The sequence below is a fragment of the Bacillus sp. RC251 genome (assembly GCF_044908765.1).
Lineage (GTDB): Bacteria > Bacillota > Bacilli > Bacillales > Bacillaceae_G > Bacillus_A > Bacillus_A wiedmannii.
In genome coordinates, this window is the sequence record NZ_JBIYDP010000002.1 from 590,027 (window position 1) to 612,729 (window position 22,703).

Here is a 22,703-nt window from a genome sequence, read left to right on the forward strand (position 1 = left end):
CGGTCGTTTTTTTTATATTATTGTTATAATTTCATGTAAAGAACAGATAGTAGGAACATCACATTTGAGTTGCAAGTTATCACGATTTAACCATATCCCTTGCATTCCAGCTGCTGTACTACTAATTGCATCTGTTTCTAATCGATCACCAATATAATAGCAATCTTTCATTGCAAGACTAGATTGTAATACAGCTCTTTGAAAAATTTCAGGGTCTGGTTTCGATTTCCCAATTTCACTAGAAGTAAATATATATTTAAAATATTGTAGAATGTTTAGAGTAGTTAACTTTTCGATTTGTTGTTCATAGTCACCATTGCTAATGATACCTAATGTGTGCCCTTCTTGCTGCAAGGCATGTAATGTATAGTGTACATCTTCAAACACGGCCCAGTTGTTCTTGTATAGTTCTATATATTGATTGAATCTGTGCTGAGATTCCTCGGGTGATAAGTTTACTCCATATGCTTTAAATAAATGATACATTCGCATCCTTTGTTGTTCTTGAAAAGATAATTCCTTGGATAAAAATTTGTTGAAATATACCTCTGATAATTCATGCCAGACTTCTGTTGCTTCTAATTCATTGCCTAAAAAATAGTATTATATATTTGAAAAAAATCTATAATACCATGTCTTTCAGCAGTCTCATAATCAAGTAAAGTTCCATCAATATCAAAGAAAATCATATTCTAATCTCCTTGCTAACAACTATTTAGCGTTTTCCGCAACTTCATATCCTCTTACAAACAATAGAGTCATATAAGAAACAATGAACGAGAAGATGCTGTACATGCCAACCCAAAAGAAAAATTTTGGAGTAAAGGCGATAACACCTATTATTAAAAAACTAGCAAACGTTACAATTGGCATTACGTAATACGTTTTCGTCTTGCGTGTTCCAATAACAGAAATGATAAAGATAAGTAATGGACAAATTAATAAGACGAAAATCAATTCATTCATAGTTATGTCCCCTTTTCTAATGGAAGTAATCTGTTTCTCGTAAACGTTTTGGAATAAATACTCTCTTAATATAATTTCGCTAACATATACATAACTCCTTTTGAAAGCCAGTAATTCATGATGAAATTTACAATAAAAAAACATAAGCAAGAGAACACTTGCTTATGTTATAGAATAAACATCGCAACGATTGTGGTGACTATTAAGCCAATCACAACCGGTAAAAAATTTCGGCGTGCAAGTTCAAATGGATCCACTTTACAAATGGCAGCGGCAGGAATAAGCGCCCAAGGAATTAAAGTCCCGCCTCCGGTCCAGATTGCAGCAATTTGCCCGAGAGCTGTTAATGTAGCTGTTCCATGCCCAAGTGCTGCTCCGAAAAGATTGGCAATCGAACCAGCAAGCGATATACCAGAAAAGCCAGATCCATCTAAACCTGTTATGACACCAACGATAGTTAATGTTCCCGCCGATACATATTGATTTAAAGGAACTGTTTGAGACAAAGCGATTCCTAAGTCGTTAATGATTCCGTGTGAACCTTTCGGTAAATAGTCCCCGATAATTTTTACAAAACCGCTATCCCCTAAATAAAAGAGTGCAGCAATTGGGATAACTGGACCAAAGATTTTAAATCCGAATTGGAGCCCTTCTATAAAATAATCGGTCGTTTTATTTAGTCCATTACCTTTGTAGGCGATGAGAGAAATGATGATAATTATAATAACAGTCGTCCCGCCGATAAGTGCAGTTGCGTCGCTTCCTTGTAGTTTAAATTGAATCATGCAAAGGATATCGATGGCATATACGATCGGAATGCAAATAGCGAGCCATTTTTTTGTCCGAGGAGATAATGAAGTGAGCGTTTTAGAAGACGCAGTTGATGGAATAGATTCTTGTATGGATAAGCCTGTATGAAATTCTTTTCGTAAGAAGAAAAACGCGACGGAAGTTGTCACAATGCCCATAACAATTACGAGAGGAACACTGGCAGAAACAACGCTGGAAACAGGAAGACCAGCAGCGTCTGCAGTTAATTTTGGTGCACCTTGAATAACGAAGTCACCAGATAAGGCGATGCCGTGTCCGAATAAATTCATAGCAATTGCCACTCCGATTGGAGGAAGACCAACGCGTACAGCGACCGGTAATAAAATAGCTCCCATTAAGGCGACAGCGGGAGAAGGCCAAAAGAAGAAAGAAATTGTCATCATTAAAAGGCCGATCATCCAATAGGCGAGGGTAGGTGTACGAATCATCTTTGTAAATGGTGAAATCATCGTGTCATTTATGCCAGTATGAACGAGTAGATTACTCATTGATACGATAATGGAGATGATTAATATAGTTGGTAATAGTTCAGTAATAGCGTAAATGAAACTTTGAAAAATACCGCTAATGGCAAGAGGGATAGAACTTGTAGCAGTTAATGCTAACAAAAAGATAAAAACGATACAAATAATCGTCGTATCTTTCCGGAGAATAAAAAAAGTAATAATAGTGAGTAAACAAAGAATATAGAGAGCGTGTAACAGCGTTAATTCAACTCCCATAACATTCACATCCTTTAGGCGTTCGTGTAGTTTATTGTATGAAAGCAGTGAAAGTATGTGAGTATAGGAAAAAGAAAAAAGTGAAATTTCATGTACTGTAATGGTAAGAACAACAAATGGATGTTACAATACAATTAATCCTAAAAATGGAATTAAAGGAGGGCTTATGCACAAAAAAATTGGATTTTGGGGATTCGTTATATCTTGTAGTCTATTAATCATTTTAAACTTGTTTACAAACAATGAATGGATCAGTATCATACCTGTTTTCGGGTTTGTATTTATCCTTTTATATAACTGGGATGATATGAAACAATATAGTAAGAAAAGTATCGGAATTATGATAGGTATCATTGTTATTTGCGCATTTTTCGTAGGGTTTATTTTAATAGAAGGGCAGAAGCAAATGGAGAAAATGTCTATTTTTCAAGAATGGATGTCTTCTGCAAAAGGTCTTTATCTTGTAATTGTCGTTGTTGTTTTTCTAAGAATTGTTATAAGCGTAGCAAGTTACATATTAAAGGGAAAGTAGAATGGGGGAGTACGATTGAGAGAGAAAATAGGGTACTATGGCGTGCTCGTTTGTTTACTATTATCAGTTGTTTCAGGGCAATTTCTTAAAAGTGAATGGGTGCCAGTTATATTATGTATAGGAGTATTGATTTTTGCACCTATGTATCGCTGGAAAGAATGGAAGGCATATAGCCGAAAAAAGAAAATTGTTTTCAGCATCGAGTTTATCATTGTAATAAGCACGATTCCATTTTTGTTATTGAAAGGAAATGAGATAATAGATGGAATTGTAATGTTTCAAGGCTGGTTATTTATTGCGAAATTGATATATTTAATATGCATTTTAATGTTGGTAGCGGTAGTCGCCAAAAAAGTAAATGAAAAGCTATTCGCTAATGAATAAAAGAAAATGCCACCCTTATTCGGTGGCATTTTCTCATTTTACTGAATGAGATTTTTGCATCTTTTTAACTAAACGAATTTGTCCGCGATGATTGATTTCATCTTCAAATACATGAAACCACTTAAAGTAGTTATTTGCTGGTTTGTCATACCAAAAGTCTGTCGTTTGAAATAGCCATTCATCAGGTAACGATTGAAAAGTCTCGATCGTTTTGGAACGTACTTCTTGTAATGTGTTTATGTAAAATTCTATAGAGTTTCCTTTTATTTTCTCGCGGCCAAGAGCTCCTAACTCAATAGCAGGTAACCAACGTTCTAATTCAGCTTCCGTTGGTTCACGGTCTTCAAAAGTATGAATCTGGTAGTAAAATTCAATAGCGGCCATATGGTACAAAAGCATGCCAATTGAGTTTGCTTCCTCATCATATAAATAATCAAGTTCTTCAATTGATAAACCTTCCACCGCTTGCATTGTTGTGTAGCGAGCGTAATTCATCATGGAAACAAGTTTGGAAAATTCAGGCTGTAAACCATCTATTTTATCAATTACAAAATTCAATTAAAATTCCCCCTCTTTAAACGATTACTCCAGAGAAAGAATTCTATGTGCAACGAAAAACTCCTTTAAAAAGGCTATGATTTTAACAAGGGATAACAATTAGTTCCCGATTTGATTTTGTAATAACTTCATATCCGTCTTTTGTAATGACAATATCATCTTCAATTCTACAACCGCCCCAGTTTGGTATGTAAATACCAGGTTCCACTGTAACAACCATACCTTCTTCTAAAGTAGCTTTACTTTCTTGGGATAAGCGGAGAGGTTCATGAATTTCTAACCCAAGACCATGACCAGTAGAGTGTCCAAAATATTGACCGTATCCATGTTCTGTAATGTAATCTCTCGTTATATCATCGATATTTTTCGCAGTTTCCCCAGGTTTAATTGCTTCCGTCCCACGTTTTAACGCTTCTCGTACAATATTGTATATCTTTTTGAATTCTTCTGACGGTTCCCCAATTGCTACAGTACGTGTTATATCGGAACAATATCCATTATAAAGTGCACCGAAATCTAATGTAACGACGTCGCCTCGTTCGATTATTTTATTTGATGCAACTCCATGAGGAAGTGAAGAACGGACGCCAGAAGCTACAATGATTTGGAAGGAAGAGGATGTAGCCCCTTTTTTTCGCATGAAAAATTCTAACTCATCTCGTACATCATTTTCACTAATTCCTGGTTTTAGAAACGTAAGGATGTGGTGAAATGCTTCGTCAGCAATATTAGCTGCGATTTTCATTGTTTCTATTTCAGGCGTGTCTTTAATAATACGAATATTTTCGATGATTTCGCACACTTGAACCATTTCCGCATGTACGTATTTTTGTAAGTTTTTATATTGTTGCAATGTCATGTTGTTTTCTTCAATTCCGAGTTTTTGAATGTTTAATTTCGATACTTGAGTTGCAATTTCTTTTTCTAAATTTCCTGTATGCATAATAATTTCAGCATCTTTTATTTGTGATTTCGCTTGATCTACATAGCGAAAATCAGTGATGAAAACAGCTTTATCCGCAGAGATTAAGACGACGCCAGCACTACCTGTAAAGCCTGTTGCATATTGGCGATTTTCTTTTTTTGTAATAAGCAATCCGTCAATTTCATAGTTTTGTAGTTGATTTTGGATTTTATTAATTTTTAAAGTCATGTTAATTCCCCCTATTCATAGTATTGAATAAAGCAAATAGCGTGCCAAAATGTATATTTGAAGAAAGGATAGTAGGGGAAACATATATTTTAGGGGAGATAAAAAATAGCCCGCAATTTGTGGGAGACTTTTTGTTCATAAAATCCAGATTGCTTCAATAAATGGCAGAGGATGAAAAAATATTGATTGGAGTTACACGTGCACTTTATTTATATGCTGTAAAAAAATTTATACAAATGTGAAATGAAACTGTCAATTTTTTTGACAATATTGAATGGATATAGCAACTAAATTGAAAAAATATAAAAAATGCGTTACTTATAAGCAACGCATTTTTTATATTTACGCTTTTAATTTCATTACAGTATCAGCATCCGGTGTTACATATACGGTTTGTTGATTGTCGTACGTAACAAAACCAAGTTTTGCACCACTCGGTTTTTTGACATGGCGTATTTTGGTGAAATCTACAGGAACAGAACTAGAATCTTTTGCTTTACTGAAATAGGCAGCGATTTTAGCTGCTTCTAACACAGTGTCTTCGGTAGGTTCAAGAGAACGAATGACAACATGAGACCCAGGGATATCTTTCGTATGTAACCAAATTTCATCACGACGGGCAAATTTCGTTGTTAAGTAATCGTTTTGTTTATTGTTCTTACCGACGAAAATTTCTGTGCCATCACTTGCTACATATTTATCTAATACTGGTTTAGTAGGCTTTTTCTTTGCGTTTTTCGTTTTACGATTGCGCACATAGCCTTCTTCAGCTAATTCCTCACGAATTTCTTCAATATCTTTTGAAGAAGCAGCTTCCATTTGTTGAAGTAAGCTATCAAAATAAAGAATTTCTTCATTTGTTTTTTCAATTTGTTCTTCTACAACAACAACTGAATTTTTTGCTTTTTGGTACTTTTGGAAATAGCGTTGCGCATTGTCAGATGGTGTTTTTAAAGGATCTAATGTAATTTTTACAGTTCCGCCATTTTCGTCGTAATAGTTAACGACTTCAATATCTTTATCACCTTTTTTCAAAGCGTACATATTGGCTGTAAGTAGTTCTCCGAATAGTTGATATTTATCTGCTTTTCCGGCATCTTGTAATGTTTTTTCTAGTTTAATGAGTTTCTTCTCATTTTTATTTTTTTCGTTTTGCATAAAGCGCTCTAAATCATAAGCTTGTTGTTTTACACGGTCGCGCTCTGCTTTTCCGAAAAAGAAACGGTCTAGCAATTCACTAACAGATGAGAATGTCTTGTCTTCTCCTGCTAAGTGCGCAAGAGGGAAAAGATAAAAGAATTCTTTCCCATTTGAAGTAGTCATAGTTGGTGAATATGTATGAGTTAGTAATGGTTTTTGTATGGAGAAAAATGCGTCCGCTAATGCTTTTTCATTTACCATACCTGCTTTTTTCACTACTTCTTTTGCGAATAACGGCGAAATTCCCGTGAAGGTGCCGACAAGCTGTTTATCCATGTTTCCAGATAGAAAGTCTAGCGGTCTAATAAATTCATCATTTGTTTCAATCTGGAGTGGGTTAATTTTATGTTGTGCTGGTGGTGCAATGTACTCCGCTCCAGCATATACAGTTCGATGTCTGTTTACCGCTAAAGAAACGTGTTTTAAGCTATCTAAAATATTGTTTGTTTTTGTGTCTACTAAAATGATGTTACTATGTCGTCCCATTATTTCAATTACTAATGTTTTTAGCGATTCGTCACCAATTTCATTTCTGCTACGAACGGTAATTTGAATAATGCGCTCTAAATCAATTTGTTCAATTTTTTCAATGAACCCACCTTCTAAATGCTTACGAAGAAGCATACAAAACATTGGCGGAAGTGCAGGTGAATCGTAATTTTGATTTGTTAAGTGTAAACGTGCATATGTCGGATGAGCGGAAAGAATTAGTTTTTGATTTTTTCCGTTTGCTCGAATATGTAATAAAATCTCGTATTTTGAAGGTTGATATATTTTGGAAATTCTTCCTGTGTAAAGAGAATTTGCAATTTCATGTGTAATTGCTCTTGTAAATAATCCATCGAATGCCATAAATGAACACTCCTTTCTAACTAAAAGTTAATTATAGCATTTTTTTGGACGAGGCTGAATAAGCTTTCAATAGAGTATGTCTGGAATCAGGAGGTCGATAGCGGGATGAACTGGTATGGAATGCGTGCACACGAAGTGGAAGAAAGAACGAATACGAATGTGAAGGTTGGGCTTACAGAGAAGGAAGCAGAAGGGCGAATAAAAAAATTTGGTACAAATGAATTAGATGAAGCCAAAAGGCCTTCTGCACTGATGGTATTTTTGGCGCAGTTTAAAGATTTTATGGTACTTGTTTTATTTGGTGCAACAATAGTTTCAGCTTTTTTAGGTGAATACATTGATTCTATTGCGATTGTTGCGATTGTTATTATCAATGGTATTCTTGGCTTTTTTCAAGAAAGAAAGGCTGAAAAGTCACTGGAAGCTTTAAAAGAGCTAGCCGCCCCGCAAGTTACTGTAATGCGGAATGGAAATTGGGTAAAAGCACCGTCTAAAGCACTTGTTTTAGGTGATATCATTAAATTTTCTAGTGGTGATCGTATTGGGGCGGATGTACGTCTTGTTGAGGCATCAAGTTTATATATCGAAGAATCAGCTTTGACAGGAGAGTCAGTACCGGTGCAGAAGAAGGTAGAAGCTCTGCAGGGGCAAGATGTTTCAATTGGTGATCAAAAAAATATGGCTTTTATGGGTACGATGATTACACGAGGAGCTGGAACAGGGGTCGTTGTAGCAACTGGTATGAATACAGCGATGGGCCAAATTGCAAATATGTTACAAAATGCAGAGCAAATGGAAACACCACTGCAAAGAAGATTAGAGCAACTCGGGAAAATATTAATTATTGTGGCTCTTATTTTGACAGCGCTTGTCGTATTAGCCGGTGTGTATCAAGGGAATGAAGTGTATCATATGTTTTTAGCAGGCGTGTCGCTAGCTGTTGCTGCTATTCCTGAAGGATTACCAGCAATTGTTACAGTAGCTTTATCGCTTGGTGTACAGCGTATGATTAAAAAGAGAGCAATTGTAAGGAAGTTACCAGCGGTAGAAACGTTAGGATGCGCTTCTGTTATATGCTCTGATAAAACAGGAACAATGACGCAAAACAAAATGATGGTAACGCATATGTGGTCAGGTGGGGAATTATGGAAAGTTACAGGTCAAGGATATGAACCTAATGGCTCTTTTTTGAAAGGTGAAAAAGAATGCGATCCAGCTAAAACAAAAGCACTGTATCAACTACTAACATTTGGTTCACTTTGTAATAACGCAAATATTATTCAAAAGAAAAAGGCGTATGTATTAGATGGAGATCCAACTGAGGGAGCACTTGTAGCTGCAGCAATGAAAGCGGGGATAACGCGTGAGGCACTGAAAGGGAAATTTGAAATTATTCGTGAATTTCCATTCGATTCAACTCGAAAAATGATGAGTGTTATTGTGCGAGATAGAGAGGGGAAAAAGTTTCTTGTTACGAAGGGAGCACCAGATGTCCTCCTGCAAATGAGTCAAACGATTTTATGGGGGGATAAGCAACAACCGTTAAGTGAGTTGTATAGAAAAGAAGTACAGGCGGCTATTCATAGTTTAGGTAGTCAAGCGCTCCGAACAATTGCAGTTGCATTTAAGCCATTAAAAGTAACAGATTCTATTGAACATGAAAGAGACGTTGAAAAAGATTTTATGTTGGTCGGGATACAGGGAATGATTGATCCGCCAAGACCAGAGGTAGAACAGGCTGTAAAAGAGTGCAGAGAAGCTGGTATTCGAACAGTGATGATTACAGGAGATCATAAAGTGACAGCAATGGCAATTGCGGAACAATTAGGGGTTTTACCACCTGGTGGACGTGTTGTTGAAGGAGTAGAACTCGCGAATATGGATGTAGAGGAACTAGAAAGTGTTGTAGAAGATACGTATGTATTTGCTCGAGTATCACCTGAACATAAATTGAAGATTGTTAAGGCGTTGCAAAATAAAGGGCATATAGTAGCGATGACAGGTGATGGAGTAAACGATGCTCCGGCTATAAAAACAGCGGATATTGGGATAGCGATGGGAATTACAGGGACAGACGTTGCGAAAGAAGCTTCTTCTCTTGTTTTACTAGATGATAATTTTGCTACGATTAAATCAGCAATTAAAGAAGGTAGAAATATATACGAGAATATACGTAAGTTTATTCGTTATTTATTAGCATCGAACGTAGGAGAAATTTTAGTCATGTTATTTGCAATGTTACTTGCATTACCGCTGCCGATGGTTCCCATTCAAATTTTATGGGTGAACTTAGTGACTGACGGATTACCGGCGATGGCATTAGGATTGGATAAGGCGGAAGGAGACGTTATGAAGAGAACGCCGCGTCATCCGAAAGAAGGGGTATTTGCTAGAGGGCTTGCCTGGAAAATTATAAGCCGTGGCTTTCTAATTGGAGCAGTGACGTTAGTGGCGTTTATTATTGCATATAATCAACATCCAAATGAACTGAAATATGCACAAACTGTGGCGTTTGCGACGTTGGTACTTGCACAACTTATTCATGTATTTGATTGCCGGAGTGAACATTCTATCTTCCACCGTAATCCGTTTGGGAACGTGTATTTAGTAGGAGCGGTTATTATTTCTTTACTGTTAATGTTAGTGGTTATATATTACCCACCACTACAACCGATCTTTAGTACAATGCCAATACAAGCGAGAGATTGGTTGTTAATTGGAGGTTTGTCATCAATTCCGACCTTCTTGTTAGTAGGTTCTTTATTAACAGGGAAAAAGGGGAAGAAGGAAAAGCCAGTATTATATAAGAAGGGATTAAACTTGAAATAGTCAATGATATGAAAATGTGATATAATTTACAGAAGGTAGTAGAGCCTTGTCTCTATTACCTTTTTCATTGAGTTATTTCATGGCTTGGATGTGATAAAAATGATTTGTAGTATGACAGGATTTGGAAGATCGAAAGTAGAAAATGATACTTTTCAAATTACAGTAGAAATGAAATCGGTGAACCACCGTTTCCTAGAGATGAGTATTCGACTTCCGAAGCAAATGATGATATTTGAAGAAAAAATTCGTAAAATAATTGCAGAACAAGTTCGGCGTGGACGCATTGAAGTGTCTATTAGTATAACGGGTGAAGGGCTTGTTGAAAGAAAATTAAGTGTGAATTGGTCGCTTCTTGAGCAGTACCGATCGATTATGGAAGATATAAAAGGAAAATTTCAATTACAAGATTCTATTACACTTCAGCAATTAATGGAAATGCCAGAAGTAACAGCGATTGAAGAAGTAGAAAATGTAAATGAACAATTTGAGAACGGTTTATATGAGGCTGTTCGCCAAGCTGCTCATATGTTAAAAACGATGAGAGATGGCGAAGGAGAACGATTACATAAAGATATAGCGTATCGTTTACAAGAGATTCACAATTGTGTAAATGCAATTATTCCGCATGTACCGATTGTTACACAAAAATATCGTGAACGATTAGAAAATCGCTTAAAAGAATTACATAATCAAGATCTAGATGAACAAAGATTGTTAACAGAAGTCGCAATCTTTGCAGAGCGTTGTGATATTCACGAAGAGTTAGTTCGTTTGCAAAGTCATTTAGAGCAATTTCGTGAAACACTGCAGATTGAAGAGCCTGTTGGAAGGAAAATGGATTTCATCGTGCAAGAGATGCATAGAGAAATTAATACGATTGGTTCTAAGGCAAATGACTTAACAATTTCAAAATATGTTGTAGAAATGAAAAATAACCTTGAAAAAATTCGTGAACAAGTACAAAATATTGAGTAGCTTTCAAAAAATATATAAAGTTATACGTGGTGGAGAAATCGGATAGACTTACTAGGAGGCGCAAACTATGGCCATGCGGTTTTTAAATATTGGATACGGAAATATTGTATCTGCTCATCGAATTATTGCTATTGTAAGTCCGGAGTCAGCTCCTATTAAACGAACAGTACAGGAAGCACGCGAACATAATGCTTTGCTTGATGCTACGTATGGGAGAAAAACAAGGGCGGTTATTGTTATGGATGATGGGCATGTGGTATTAAGTCCAATTCAGCCAGAGACGATTGCACATCGTTTGAATAATAAAGAAGATTTAAGTGAGGAAGGGTAGGTTTTACATATTTATGAGAAGTAGAAGAGGATTGCTCATCGTTCTTTCAGGACCTTCTGGGGTTGGTAAAGGAACGGTTCGAAAAGAGCTGTTTAGTCATGAGGATACACGTTTTCAGTACTCCATTTCAGTAACGACACGTAAGCCACGTGAAGGTGAAGTAGATGGTGTAGATTATTTCTTTAAAGAGAGAGAAGAATTTGAGGAAATGATTCGTAATGAAAAATTACTTGAGTGGGCTGAGTTCGTAGGTAATTATTACGGAACACCGATTGACTATGTTGAAAAAACATTACAAGAAGGAAAAGATGTATTCTTAGAAATTGAAGTGCAAGGGGCAATTCAAGTTAAGAAAGCTTTCCCAGAAGGTGTATTTATTTTCTTAGCACCTCCAAGTTTATCTGAACTAAAGAACCGTATTGTCGGCCGTGGTACAGAAACTGAAGATGTTATTGAAAATCGTTTAACGGTAGCGAAAGAAGAAATCGAAATGATGGACGCTTACGACTATGTTGTAGAAAACGATCAAGTTGAATTAGCTTGTGAAAGAATTAAAGCAATTGTGGTTGGTGAACATTGCCGCCGCGAAAGAGTAGCAAAATATTATAAAGAAATGACGGAGGGTCTATAATTATGTTAAATCCATCAATTGATTCATTATTAACAAAAATCGATTCTAAATATACACTTGTAACAGTAGCTGCAAAACGTGCGCGTGAAATGCAACTTGCTGATAACTGTGTTATCGAGCAACCTGTTTCTCATAAATGTGTAGGTAAATCATTAGAAGAAATCGATGCAGAAGTATTAAAATATGTACCAAGCGAAGGCAAAATCATCGATTAAGACATTCTTTTCGACAAATTAAAACATAGACTTTATAATTTTCTATGTAACGGTAACAACCTATTTACAAGTAGGTTGTTATTTTTTTACGATAGGGAAGAAATATTGGTACTGATGAGCTGGGAATTCTGTTTCAGTATTATAAGTTTGAAAAAGAAAGAGGACGAGCCATATGCTAAAAGGGAAAAAGATACTTCTATGTGTAACAGGAGGCATTGCGGTCTTTAAAGCGGCTGCGTTAACTAGTAAATTGACACAAGCTGGTGCTATTGTAAAAGTAATGATGAGTGAGTCGGCAATGAAGTTTGTTACGCCTCTTACATTTCAAGCACTTTCTCGCCATGACGTATATACAGATACATTCGATGAGAAGGACTCGGCTGTTATTGCACATATCGATTTAGCAGATTGGGCAGATGTAGTACTTGTTGCACCTGCTACTGCCAATTGTATTGGGAAGTTAGCTGGTGGTATTGCAGACGATATGATTACAACTACTTTGTTAGCTACTACAGCCCCAGTGTGGATTGCACCTGCTATGAATGTGCATATGTATGAAAACAAAATTGTACAAAAAAATATGATGACGTTGAAAACGTTAGGATATACATTTATTGAGCCTGGAGAAGGTTTTTTAGCGTGTGGTTATGTTGCGAAGGGAAGACTAGAAGAACCGGAAGCAATTATTGCACGGTTAGAAGAGGCTTTTTCCGAACAAAAACCGTTGCAAGGAAAAAAAATATTAATAACTGCTGGCCCAACTCGTGAAAAGATTGATCCAGTGCGTTTTATGACCAATTTTTCTTCTGGGAAAATGGGATATGCAATTGCGGAAGTGGCAGCGAACTTAGGTGCTGATGTCATACTTGTTTCGGGACCGACAGCATTAAATCCACCATTACATGTAAATACGGTACAAGTGGAATCTGCACAAGATATGTTAGAAGTAGTTCTGCAACAGTATAAAAACGTAGATGTTGTCATTAAAACAGCAGCAGTTGCAGATTATCGCCCGAAATATGTTCATGATAATAAAATGAAAAAGAAAAATGGAGATGCTGTAATCGAACTCGAGAGAACAGTAGATATTTTAAAAACGTTAGGTGAGATGAAGGATCAACAGTTACTTATCGGTTTTGCGGCTGAAACGACAAAGGTAGAAGAATACGCAACAAAAAAATTACGTGAGAAAAATGCGAATATGATTGTTGCGAACGATGTAAAGGCACAAGGAGCTGGATTTGGTACAGATACAAACATTGTAACAATGTATAGAAAAGATGGAGAAGTTATCGAGTTACCACTTTTAACGAAGAAAGAGGTTGCTCGTGAAATATTAAAGCAAATTGAAATGATGTTAGAAGATGATCGTCTATGAAATTTGCAAGTGTAATTGTTGATGTACCTGCACGTCAGACAGATCGACCATTTGATTATATTATCCCTAAAAAGTGGGAAGATATTGTCCAGATAGGCATGCGTGTAGTAGTTCCATTTGGCCCAAGGAAATTGCAAGGCTTTATTATTGGGATTAAAGATTCGGCTGAAGTAGAAAGTAAGAAGCTAAAGACAATCCATGAAATATTAGATGTAACACCAGTTTTAAACGAGGAATTATTAAAGCTTGGATATTGGCTTACAAGCGAAACGTTATGTTATATGATTTCAGCCTTTCAAGTCATGCTTCCAACGGCGATAAAAGCTACGTATAAAAAGCGTCTACAACTTCGTAAACAAGAAGAAGTAGCACCTGAACTACTGTTTTTATTTCAGGAAAAAGAAGCGATAGATTGGGAAGCTATTGAGACGCAGCCGCATCTATACCGCACGATTCAACAAGAAATTAAAAATGGCACGATTGAAGTTGTTTATCAGGTAAAAGATAAAGTGCAAAAGAAGAAACAAAGAGTCGTTCAACCGGAGTTGCCAGAAGATAAATTGGAATTAGCAGCATTTGAACTGAAAAGTAAAAAACAACAAGATGTACTCTATTATTTTGTGGAAAATTATAAAAGTGTGCCGTTGAAAGTGATAACAGAAGAGTTGCAAATAACAGACGCTCCGATTAAAGCACTTGTTAAAAAGGGGCTAATTTCAGAAAAGTATGTGGAAGTGTACCGAAATCCGTATGACGATGATGATTTTGAACAAACGAAACCATTCCCACTTACGGAGGAACAAAAGCAAGTTATTGCACCGATTTTATCATCAATTACAAATGAAACTTACAATCCATTTTTACTATATGGTGTTACAGGAAGCGGAAAAACAGAAGTATATTTACAATCTATAGCAGCGGTGCTCGCGAAAGGGAAAGAAGCTATTGTACTTGTTCCTGAAATTGCACTAACGCCTCAAATGGTAGATCGTTTTAAAGGCAGATTTGGCTCGCAAGTTGCGGTTCTTCATAGTGCGCTGTCTGTTGGAGAAAAATATGATGAATGGCGTAAGATTTTAAGAAAAGAAGTGAAAGTTGTAGTTGGTGCACGTTCAGCTGTATTTGCTCCTTTTGAAAATTTAGGGATTATTATTATTGATGAGGAGCATGAATCGAGCTATAAGCAAGAAGATAATCCGAGGTATCATGCAAGGGATGTAGCTGTCTGGAGAGGGCAATATCATAAATGTCCTATCGTTCTTGGTAGTGCAACACCGACACTTGAATCGTTTGCAAGAGCGAAAAAAGGTGTGTATGAATTACTAACGATGGAAAAACGTATGAATAAACAAGCGTTACCAACAGTAGAGATTGTTGATATGCGTGAGGAACTTCGTGACGGGAATCGTTCCATGTTTTCGAAGGCATTACATGAAAAAATAGCAGATCGATTAGAAAAGAAAGAACAGATGGTACTCTTTTTAAATAGAAGAGGTCATTCTACATTTGTTATGTGCCGTGATTGTGGGTATGTTGTACAATGTCCGCATTGTGATATCTCGCTGACATATCATAAAATGAACCATCGTTTAAAATGTCATTACTGCAGTCACGAAGAGAATATGCCGACTGCGTGTCCTGCTTGTCAAAGTACATATATTCGTTTCTTTGGTACAGGTACACAAAAGGTAGAAGAAGAAATTACAAAACTATTTCCAGAGGCACGAGTTATTCGAATGGATGTAGATACGACAAGTCGCAAAGGAATGCATGAAAAATTATTAAAGGCGTTCGGGGAAGAAAAAGCAGATATACTACTTGGAACACAAATGATTGCGAAAGGATTAGATTTTCCTAAAGTAACGCTTGTCGGGGTTTTAACTGCAGATACGATGCTTCACTTGCCTGATTTTCGAGCGAGTGAAAAGACGTATCAGTTATTGACGCAAGTAAGTGGACGAGCAGGCAGACATGAATTGCCAGGGGAAGTTATAATTCAAACGTATACGCCAGAACATTATAGTATAGAGTTAGCAAAGAACCAACAATATGATGTGTTTTTTGACCAAGAAATGCAAATGAGACGAACAAGACAATATCCACCTTATTACTATGTTGTACTTGTAACAGTATCTCATCCAGAATTATTAAAGGCAGTGCAAGTGACGGAAAAAATTGTCGGTCATTTACGGGCGCACTGCACAGAGCAAACGATGGTGTTAGGACCGGTTGCTTCAGCAATTCCAAGGATAAAAGATAGATATCGTTATCAATGCATGATAAAATACAAACGGGAACCAAACTTAAAGAACGTGCTCAAAATGGTAAATGAACATTATCAAGCAGAAATGCAAAAAGAGCTACAAATCTCAATTGATTTTAATCCAACAATGTTAATGTAGCGGAGGGAAATATGGCAGTTTTAGAAATAGTAAAGCATCCAAATGAAGTGTTAGAAACACCATGCGAAAGAGTGATTAACTTTGATAAAAAGTTAGTGAAATTGTTGAAAGATATGCATGAAACAATGTTAATTGCGGACGGAGTCGGTTTAGCTGCGCCTCAAGTAGGTGTAAGCTTGCAAGTTGCGGTAGTTGATATCGGTGATGATACGGGGAAAATCGAGTTAATCAATCCATCGATACTAGAAAAACGTGGTGAACAAGTAGGTCCCGAAGGCTGTCTAAGCTTCCCGGGACTTTATGGTGAAGTGGAACGTGCGGATTATATTAAAGTACGTGCTCAAAATCGCCGAGGTAAAGTATTTTTACTAGAAGCAGAAGGATTTTTAGCACGTGCAATTCAACATGAAATCGATCATTTACACGGTGTGTTATTTACATCGAAAGTGACAAGATATTATGAGGAAAACGAATTAGAATAGGTATCAAAAGGAGCGGTTTTTGAATGATAAAAGTAGTATTTATGGGAACACCGGACTTTTCAGTGCCGGTGCTTCGTCGTCTTATCGAAGATGGCTATGATGTAATAGGTGTTGTGACGCAGCCTGATCGTCCGGTAGGTAGAAAAAAAGTATTAACACCTACACCTGTTAAAGTTGAAGCAGAAAAACATGGTATTCCGGTGTTACAACCGTTAAGAATTCGTGAAAAAGACGAATATGAACAAGTCTTGGCATTAGAGCCAGATTTAATTGTAACAGCTGCTTTCGGTCAGATTGTACCAAATGAAATTTTAGAAGCACCGAAGTATGGATGTATTAACGTCCACGCGTCTTTACTACCTGAACTTCGTGGTGGTGCACCAATTCATTATGCAATTATGGAAGGTAAAGAAAAAACGGGTATTACAATTATGTATATGGTAGAGAAATTGGATGCTGGTGATATCTTAACGCAAGTAGAAGTCGAGATTGAAGAGCGTGAAACGACAGGCTCTTTATTCGATAAGTTAAGTGAAGCAGGGGCACACCTTCTATCTAAAACAGTACCTTTATTAATTCAAGGTAAGTTAGAACCAATTAAACAAAACGAAGAAGAAGTAACGTTTGCATATAATATAAAACGTGAGCAAGAGAAAATTGATTGGACAAAAACAGGTGAAGAAGTATACAATCACATTCGCGGATTGAATCCATGGCCAGTCGCTTATACGACTTTGGTAGGACAAGTTATTAAAGTATGGTGGGGAGAGAAGGTCTCTATTACAGAGAAAGCTGAACCAGGTACAATAGTAGCTCTTGAAGAAGATGGATTTGTTGTTGCAACAGGGAATGAGACAGGGGTTAAAATCACTGAATTGCAACCTTCTGGTAAAAAACGTATGAGTTGTTCGCAATTTTTACGTGGCACAAAACCTGAAATTGGAACGAAGTTAGGAGAAAATGCATGAGACAAAATGTTCGTGAGTTAGCTCTTGATGGCTTAATTCAAGTAGAAAAAAGTGGTGCATACAGTAACTTACTTCTAAATAATCTAATTGAAAAAAATGCAATTGATAGAAAAGATATTGGTTTGTTAACTGAAATTGTATATGGAACGATTCAACGTCGTGACACATTAGATTATTATTTACAGCCTTTTTTAAAAAAGAAGGTTGAGGCGTGGGTAAGAGTATTACTTCGCTTATCTTTATATCAAATGATTTATTTAGACCGAGTGCCAGAAAGAGCGGCTATTCATGAAGCAGTTGAAATTGCAAAGCGTCGCGGGCATAAAGGGATTGCTGGTATGGTAAACGGGGTATTACGTTCGATTCAGAGAGAAGGGGTACCTTCTGTAGATGAAATCAAGGATCCAATAGAACGTTTGGCAATTGCAACAAGTCATCCAATGTGGCTTGTGCAAGACTGGGCTTCTGAATATGGTTTAGAGACAGCAGAGAAAATGTGTGAAGTGAACATGTTACCCCCGGTACCAACAGCGCGTGTAAATGTTGATAAAATAACAGTAGAAGAAGCAATAGAGTTGTTGGCTGGTGAAGGTATAGAAGCGAAGCGCGGCGATTTATCAGAGGATGCAATTCAAATTGAAAGAGGGAATGTAGCGCATACAGATGCGTTCAAAAAAGGTTTTCTTTCTATTCAAGATGAAAGTTCTATGCTTGTAGCACGCGCTTTAGAACCGAATGAGGGAGATGAAGTTCTTGATAGTTGTGCTGCTCCGGGCGGAAAGACAACGCACATTGCAGAGCGATTAAAAGGAACAGGTCAAGTTATGTCTCTTGATTTACATGCACACAAAGTACGTTTAATTAAACAACAAGCGGAGAGACTTGGTCTAGAAAATGTCGAAACAAAAGCACTAGATGCTAGAAAAGTGCAAGAACACTTTGCGAATGAAACATTTGATAAAATATTAGTAGATGCACCATGTTCTGGATTTGGTGTTATTAGACGTAAACCTGATATTAAGTTAGGTAAAAATAAAGGCGATAGTGAAAGATTATCGACGATTCAACTTGCAATACTAGAAAAAATAGCACCGTTATTAAAACAAGGTGGTCGCCTTGTTTATAGTACGTGCACAATAGAAAAAATAGAAAATGAACAAGTAATAAAGCAATTTTTACAAGAGCATCCTGAATTTGAATGGGATACTACGATAAAAGATCGCATGCCAGAAAAGTTAAATCCGTATATTGATGAAGGTCAAGTGCGAATTTTACCGCATTATTTTGCAACAGATGGCTTTTATATTGCTTGTTTAAGGAAGAAGGTGTAGCATCGTGGAAACGACTGTGAGAAAACAAAAGAAAAATCTAGAAACGAAGAAACCATCAATTTATTCTTTACAACTTCATGAAATGCAAGATTGGTTAAAGGAACAAGGAGAACCTAAATTCCGTGCAGGACAAATCTTTGATTGGCTATATAAAAAACGTGTAAAAAATTATGACGACATGTCGAATCTTTCTAAAGGATTACGCGATAAATTGTCGAATTCCTTTGATATTACTACTTTAAATACATTAGTAAAACAAACATCTTCTGATGGAACAATTAAATTTTTATTCCAATTATATGATGGTTATTCTATTGAAACAGTGTTAATGCGACACGAATATGGAAATTCTATTTGTGTAACAACACAGGTTGGATGCCGTATTGGTTGTACGTTCTGTGCATCTACACTTGGTGGGTTAAAACGAAACTTAGAGGCTGGAGAGATTGTAGCGCAAGTAGTAGAAGTGCAACGTGCACTTGATGAAACAGAAGAACGTGTAAGTTCGCTTGTTGTTATGGGAATTGGAGAGCCGTTTGATAATTACGACAATTTAATGTCATTCTTACGCATTGTAAACCATGAAAAAGGAATTCATATTGGTGCAAGACATATGACAGTTTCAACAAGTGGAATTGTTCCAAAAATTTATAAGTTCGCTGAAGAAGATATGCAAATTAATTTTGCGATTTCATTGCATTCTGCAAATACAGAGTTACGTTCAAAATTAATGCCGATTAACCGTGCTTATAAGCTACCAGACTTAATGGAAGCTGTTAAATACTATGTAAATAGAACAGGGCGTCGTATTACGTTTGAATATGGCTTATTTGGAGGAGAAAATGACCAAGTTGAGCAAGCTGAAGAACTTGCTGCGCTTTTAAAAGGTGTAAAATGTCATGTAAACTTAATTCCGGTAAACTACGTACCTGAACGTGATTATGTACGTACGCCACGTGAACAAATTTTCTTATTTGAAAAAACGTTAAAAGATCGTGGAGTGAATGTAACAATTCGCCGTGAACAAGGTCATGATATTGATGCAGCCTGCGGTCAGTTACGTGCGAAGGAGCGTAAAGAAGAGACGAGGTGACGAGATGAAAGCCGTGTTTCTATCAGATAAAGGAAAAGTTCGTCAACATAATGAAGATAGTGCGGGAGTTTTTCACAATTTAGATGGAAATATTTTAGCGGTAGTAGCAGATGGAATGGGAGGTCATCGAGCTGGTGATGTAGCTAGCTCGATGACCATTCAATTATTTCATGATTATTGGAAGCAAACGCATAATATGAATGAACCAAAAAAAGTAGAAGAGTGGTTACATACGAGTGTTGGGATTATTAATGAGCGTATATATGAGTACTCTAAGCAACATGTAGAATGTAATGGCATGGGAACAACACTTATAATAGCGATTTGTACGCCAAACTTTGTGACAATAGGTCATATAGGAGATAGTCGTTGTTATATGGTATCAGAGGGAGAAATATCGCTTGTAACGGAAGATCACTCACTTGTAAATGAACTTGTAAGACATGGTGAAATTTCAAAAGAAGACGCAGAATATCACCCGAAAAAGAATGTTTTGTTAAGGGCGTTAGGAACAGAAGAAAAAGTCGGATTAGATGTTAAAACATTGGTGCTTGAGGAAGATGATCAGTTACTTCTTTGCTCGGATGGGTTATCTAACAAAGTTTCTATTGCTGATATGCAACAAATTTTACAGTTAAATGAACAGCTTGAAACTAAGGGACAACGTCTCATTCAATTGGCGAATGATCGTGGCGGGGAAGATAATATCACCCTTGTTCTTATTGATTATGCGGGTTCGACAAACGAAAGTAGGTGAAGTGCAACGTGCTGATTGGAAAACGCTTAAATGACCGTTATAAGCTGCTGAAAATGATTGGTGGTGGTGGAATGGCCAATGTGTATTTAGCTCATGATGATATACTTGGCCGAGATGTAGCGGTAAAAATATTAAGACTCGACTATTCAAATAATGAAGAGTTTATTAAACGTTTCCATCGAGAAGCGCAGTCTGTTACAACGTTGTCGCATCCAAATATTGTGAATATGTATGATGTCGGAGAAGAAGATGGTATATATTATCTTGTAATGGAGTATGTACCAGGACAAACATTGAAGCAATACATAATTGAGCGAGGGATGTTACCTATAGGAGAAGCTCTTGATATTATGGAGCAGTTAACATCCGCCATGGCACATGCCCATCATTTTGAAATTGTGCACCGTGATATTAAACCGCACAATATTTTAATTCGAGCTGATGGAGTAATAAAAGTAACAGATTTTGGAATTGCGACAGCTACAAGTGCAACAACAATTACACATACAAATTCGGTACTCGGTTCGGTACATTACTTATCACCAGAACAAGCACGCGGCGGGATAGCAAATAAACAATCAGATATTTATTCCCTAGGAATCGTTATGTTTGAGTTGTTAACAGGAAGACAACCGTTTTCTGGCGAATCTGCTGTTGCTATAGCTTTAAAACATTTACAAAGTGAAATTCCGTCTCCAAAGAGATGGAATGAAAATATTCCGCAAAGTGTTGAAAATATTATATTAAAGGCAACTGCGAAAGATCCGTTTCACCGATATCAATCTGCCAATGCGATGAAACGAGATATTGAAACTGCGCTATATCCAGAGAGGATAAATGAGCAGCCATTTTACATACCGGAAGATATGGAAGCGACAAAAGCGATTCCGATTATTCAACAAGAACAATTATTCGAAAATGTAACTGATGAAACAATTGTTTTAAAAGGAAGTAAAGTGGATGAACAGAAAAGAAAAGAAGAAACGGAATTATATAAGAAGAAAAAACGAAGTAATAAATGGATCAAAGTTTTAATTACGACATTTTTACTTTTAGCAATTGGAATAACGTTAGCGCTTACTGTTATTCCGGGATTCTTTATTCCAAAAGATGTAAAAGTCCCTGATGTGGCTGGTATGAAGTATACGACAGCAGTAAATACATTAGTTGAAAAGGGTTTTGAGGTTACGGAACCTAATATTGTATATACAGATGATGTTGAAACCGGTGATGTGATAAAAACAGACCCTGTGGCAGGTAGAGTCGTGAAAGAAAACTCTAAAATTACTATCTATCAATCAGGTGGAAAAAAGAAAAGTAAGATGAGTGATCTCACAGGAAAAGATTTTGAGAGTATAAGGAATGAATTAGAAGAAAAATATAAGCAAGTTACAATAAATTATATTGAAAATGATAGGCCAAAAGGTGAAATCGTAGAGCAAATTCCGACGCCTGATCAAATGGTAGTAGAGGCGGAACAAGAACTGAAAATTTGGGTAAGTAAAGGTCCTTATCAAATTAGACCAGGTGATTTTTCAGGATGGACTGAAAATAGCGTAAATGGTTATTTGAATGAGAGAAAACTAACCCCAGATATAAAACGAGAGTATTCCGATACTGTTGATAAAGGACTTGTAATTTCGCAATCTCCAAAACCAGGAACGCCGTTAAAAGAAGGAGATAAAGTGACGATTATCATCTCAGAGGGGCCTAAGCCGAAAATAACGAAAACAGTGAAAGTGGATAATATTTCTATTCCGTATGAGTCTTCTATAATTGGTGAGAAAAAACCGCAAACAATAGAAATTTATAAAGAAGATATGCAACAAAAAATGGATAGACCAATTGAAACTAGAACAATTTCAGAGTCGGCAACTATTTCTTTAGAATTTGTAATTCAAGAAGGTACAAAAGGACACTATAAAATTGTACGAGATGGTGTAACGATTATCGACAAAGAAGTACCATACCCAACTCAATAATAATGACTTCCATTTTCTTTTTAGAGGGGATGGAATGTATTACTCTTGCCTGTTATGCTGTCTACATATAGTGGACTGTATAACAGGCAAAAATATATGATTCAAAAAGCTATAAAAGTGATACTGTTATA

Annotated in this window: 20 protein-coding genes and 1 pseudogene; 15 read left to right on the forward strand and 6 right to left on the reverse strand. The window is 36.5% G+C overall.

Annotated elements, in window-relative coordinates:
- Positions 1–12: 12 nt before the first annotated feature.
- The 3 genes and pseudogenes from ABH961_RS13075 to ABH961_RS13085 form a co-directional block, all read right to left on the reverse strand.
- Positions 13–689 (reverse strand): annotated as a pseudogene (locus tag ABH961_RS13075) (HAD family hydrolase).
- Between the two features lie 22 nt (positions 690–711).
- Positions 712–966, reverse strand: a complete 255-nt coding sequence (locus tag ABH961_RS13080; protein WP_048546061.1) for a YbeF family protein — start codon at positions 964–966, stop codon at positions 712–714.
- Positions 967–1,133: 167 nt separating this feature from the next.
- Positions 1,134–2,519 carry a membrane protein gene (locus ABH961_RS13085; RefSeq protein WP_048546056.1) on the reverse strand — a complete coding sequence of 462 codons (1,386 nt, stop codon included), beginning with the start codon at positions 2,517–2,519 and terminating at the stop codon, positions 1,134–1,136.
- A 100-nt stretch (positions 2,520–2,619) separates the two neighbouring features.
- Between ABH961_RS13085 and ABH961_RS13090 the strand changes: the two genes are divergently transcribed.
- Entirely contained in the window at positions 2,620–3,051 is a 432-nt protein-coding gene (locus ABH961_RS13090) for a YoqO family protein (RefSeq protein ID WP_176374054.1), read from the forward strand.
- Positions 3,052–3,066: 15 nt separating this feature from the next.
- Complete coding sequence (locus ABH961_RS13095; RefSeq protein WP_048546051.1) at positions 3,067–3,435, forward strand: YoqO family protein; 369 nt, start codon at positions 3,067–3,069, stop codon at positions 3,433–3,435.
- Positions 3,436–3,468: 33 nt separating this feature from the next.
- On the opposite strand, the gene ABH961_RS13100 is transcribed toward ABH961_RS13095, so the two are convergent.
- The 3 genes from ABH961_RS13100 to ABH961_RS13110 form a co-directional block, all read right to left on the reverse strand.
- A complete protein-coding gene (locus ABH961_RS13100) occupies positions 3,469–3,993 on the reverse strand; it encodes a DinB family protein (protein WP_048546049.1) in 525 nt (174 codons plus the stop codon).
- 82 nt (positions 3,994–4,075) lie between these two features.
- Entirely contained in the window at positions 4,076–5,146 is a 1,071-nt protein-coding gene (locus tag ABH961_RS13105) for a M24 family metallopeptidase (RefSeq protein WP_048546047.1), read from the reverse strand.
- Positions 5,147–5,488: 342 nt separating this feature from the next.
- On the reverse strand, positions 5,489–7,198 hold the full coding sequence (locus ABH961_RS13110; RefSeq protein WP_048546045.1) for an Rqc2 family fibronectin-binding protein: 1,710 nt from the start codon (positions 7,196–7,198) through the stop codon (positions 5,489–5,491).
- A gap of 105 nt (positions 7,199–7,303) precedes the next feature.
- Between ABH961_RS13110 and ABH961_RS13115 the strand changes: the two genes are divergently transcribed.
- The 13 genes from ABH961_RS13115 to prkC all read left to right on the forward strand — a co-directional run bounded on the left by ABH961_RS13115 (position 7,304) and on the right by prkC (position 22,572).
- Complete coding sequence (locus ABH961_RS13115; protein WP_048546043.1) at positions 7,304–10,027, forward strand: calcium-translocating P-type ATPase, SERCA-type; 2,724 nt, start codon at positions 7,304–7,306, stop codon at positions 10,025–10,027.
- A 99-nt stretch (positions 10,028–10,126) separates the two neighbouring features.
- A complete protein-coding gene (locus tag ABH961_RS13120) occupies positions 10,127–11,002 on the forward strand; it encodes a YicC/YloC family endoribonuclease (protein WP_048546041.1) in 876 nt (291 codons plus the stop codon).
- Between the two features lie 67 nt (positions 11,003–11,069).
- On the forward strand, positions 11,070–11,333 hold the full coding sequence (gene remA / locus ABH961_RS13125) for an extracellular matrix/biofilm regulator RemA (protein ID WP_001251456.1): 264 nt from the start codon (positions 11,070–11,072) through the stop codon (positions 11,331–11,333).
- Positions 11,334–11,346: 13 nt separating this feature from the next.
- Entirely contained in the window at positions 11,347–11,964 is a 618-nt protein-coding gene (gmk, locus tag ABH961_RS13130; RefSeq protein WP_001257740.1) for a guanylate kinase, read from the forward strand.
- A gap of 2 nt (positions 11,965–11,966) precedes the next feature.
- A complete protein-coding gene (rpoZ, locus tag ABH961_RS13135; RefSeq protein WP_000933965.1) occupies positions 11,967–12,179 on the forward strand; it encodes a DNA-directed RNA polymerase subunit omega in 213 nt (70 codons plus the stop codon).
- A gap of 172 nt (positions 12,180–12,351) precedes the next feature.
- On the forward strand, positions 12,352–13,557 hold the full coding sequence (coaBC, locus tag ABH961_RS13140; RefSeq protein ID WP_048546039.1) for a bifunctional phosphopantothenoylcysteine decarboxylase/phosphopantothenate--cysteine ligase CoaBC: 1,206 nt from the start codon (positions 12,352–12,354) through the stop codon (positions 13,555–13,557).
- Positions 13,554–15,959, forward strand: coding sequence for a primosomal protein N' (gene priA / locus ABH961_RS13145; protein ID WP_048546037.1), 2,406 nt, complete (start codon positions 13,554–13,556; stop codon positions 15,957–15,959). Before coaBC ends, priA begins: the two co-directional genes overlap by 4 nt.
- An 11-nt stretch (positions 15,960–15,970) precedes the next feature.
- Complete coding sequence (def, locus tag ABH961_RS13150) at positions 15,971–16,441, forward strand: peptide deformylase (RefSeq protein WP_000279468.1); 471 nt, start codon at positions 15,971–15,973, stop codon at positions 16,439–16,441.
- Positions 16,442–16,464: 23 nt separating this feature from the next.
- Positions 16,465–17,409 carry a methionyl-tRNA formyltransferase gene (fmt, locus tag ABH961_RS13155; protein WP_098047857.1) on the forward strand — a complete coding sequence of 315 codons (945 nt, stop codon included), beginning with the start codon at positions 16,465–16,467 and terminating at the stop codon, positions 17,407–17,409.
- On the forward strand, positions 17,406–18,740 hold the full coding sequence (gene rsmB, locus ABH961_RS13160) for a 16S rRNA (cytosine(967)-C(5))-methyltransferase RsmB (RefSeq protein ID WP_001249653.1): 1,335 nt from the start codon (positions 17,406–17,408) through the stop codon (positions 18,738–18,740). The genes fmt and rsmB overlap by 4 nt, the downstream gene beginning before the upstream one ends.
- A gap of 4 nt (positions 18,741–18,744) precedes the next feature.
- Positions 18,745–19,833, forward strand: coding sequence for a dual-specificity RNA methyltransferase RlmN (rlmN, locus tag ABH961_RS13165; protein WP_000450539.1), 1,089 nt, complete (start codon positions 18,745–18,747; stop codon positions 19,831–19,833).
- A 4-nt stretch (positions 19,834–19,837) separates the two neighbouring features.
- On the forward strand, positions 19,838–20,590 hold the full coding sequence (locus ABH961_RS13170; protein ID WP_000648694.1) for a Stp1/IreP family PP2C-type Ser/Thr phosphatase: 753 nt from the start codon (positions 19,838–19,840) through the stop codon (positions 20,588–20,590).
- A gap of 8 nt (positions 20,591–20,598) precedes the next feature.
- Positions 20,599–22,572, forward strand: a complete 1,974-nt coding sequence (prkC, locus tag ABH961_RS13175) for a serine/threonine protein kinase PrkC (RefSeq protein ID WP_048546028.1) — start codon at positions 20,599–20,601, stop codon at positions 22,570–22,572.
- Positions 22,573–22,703: the final 131 nt, after the last annotated feature.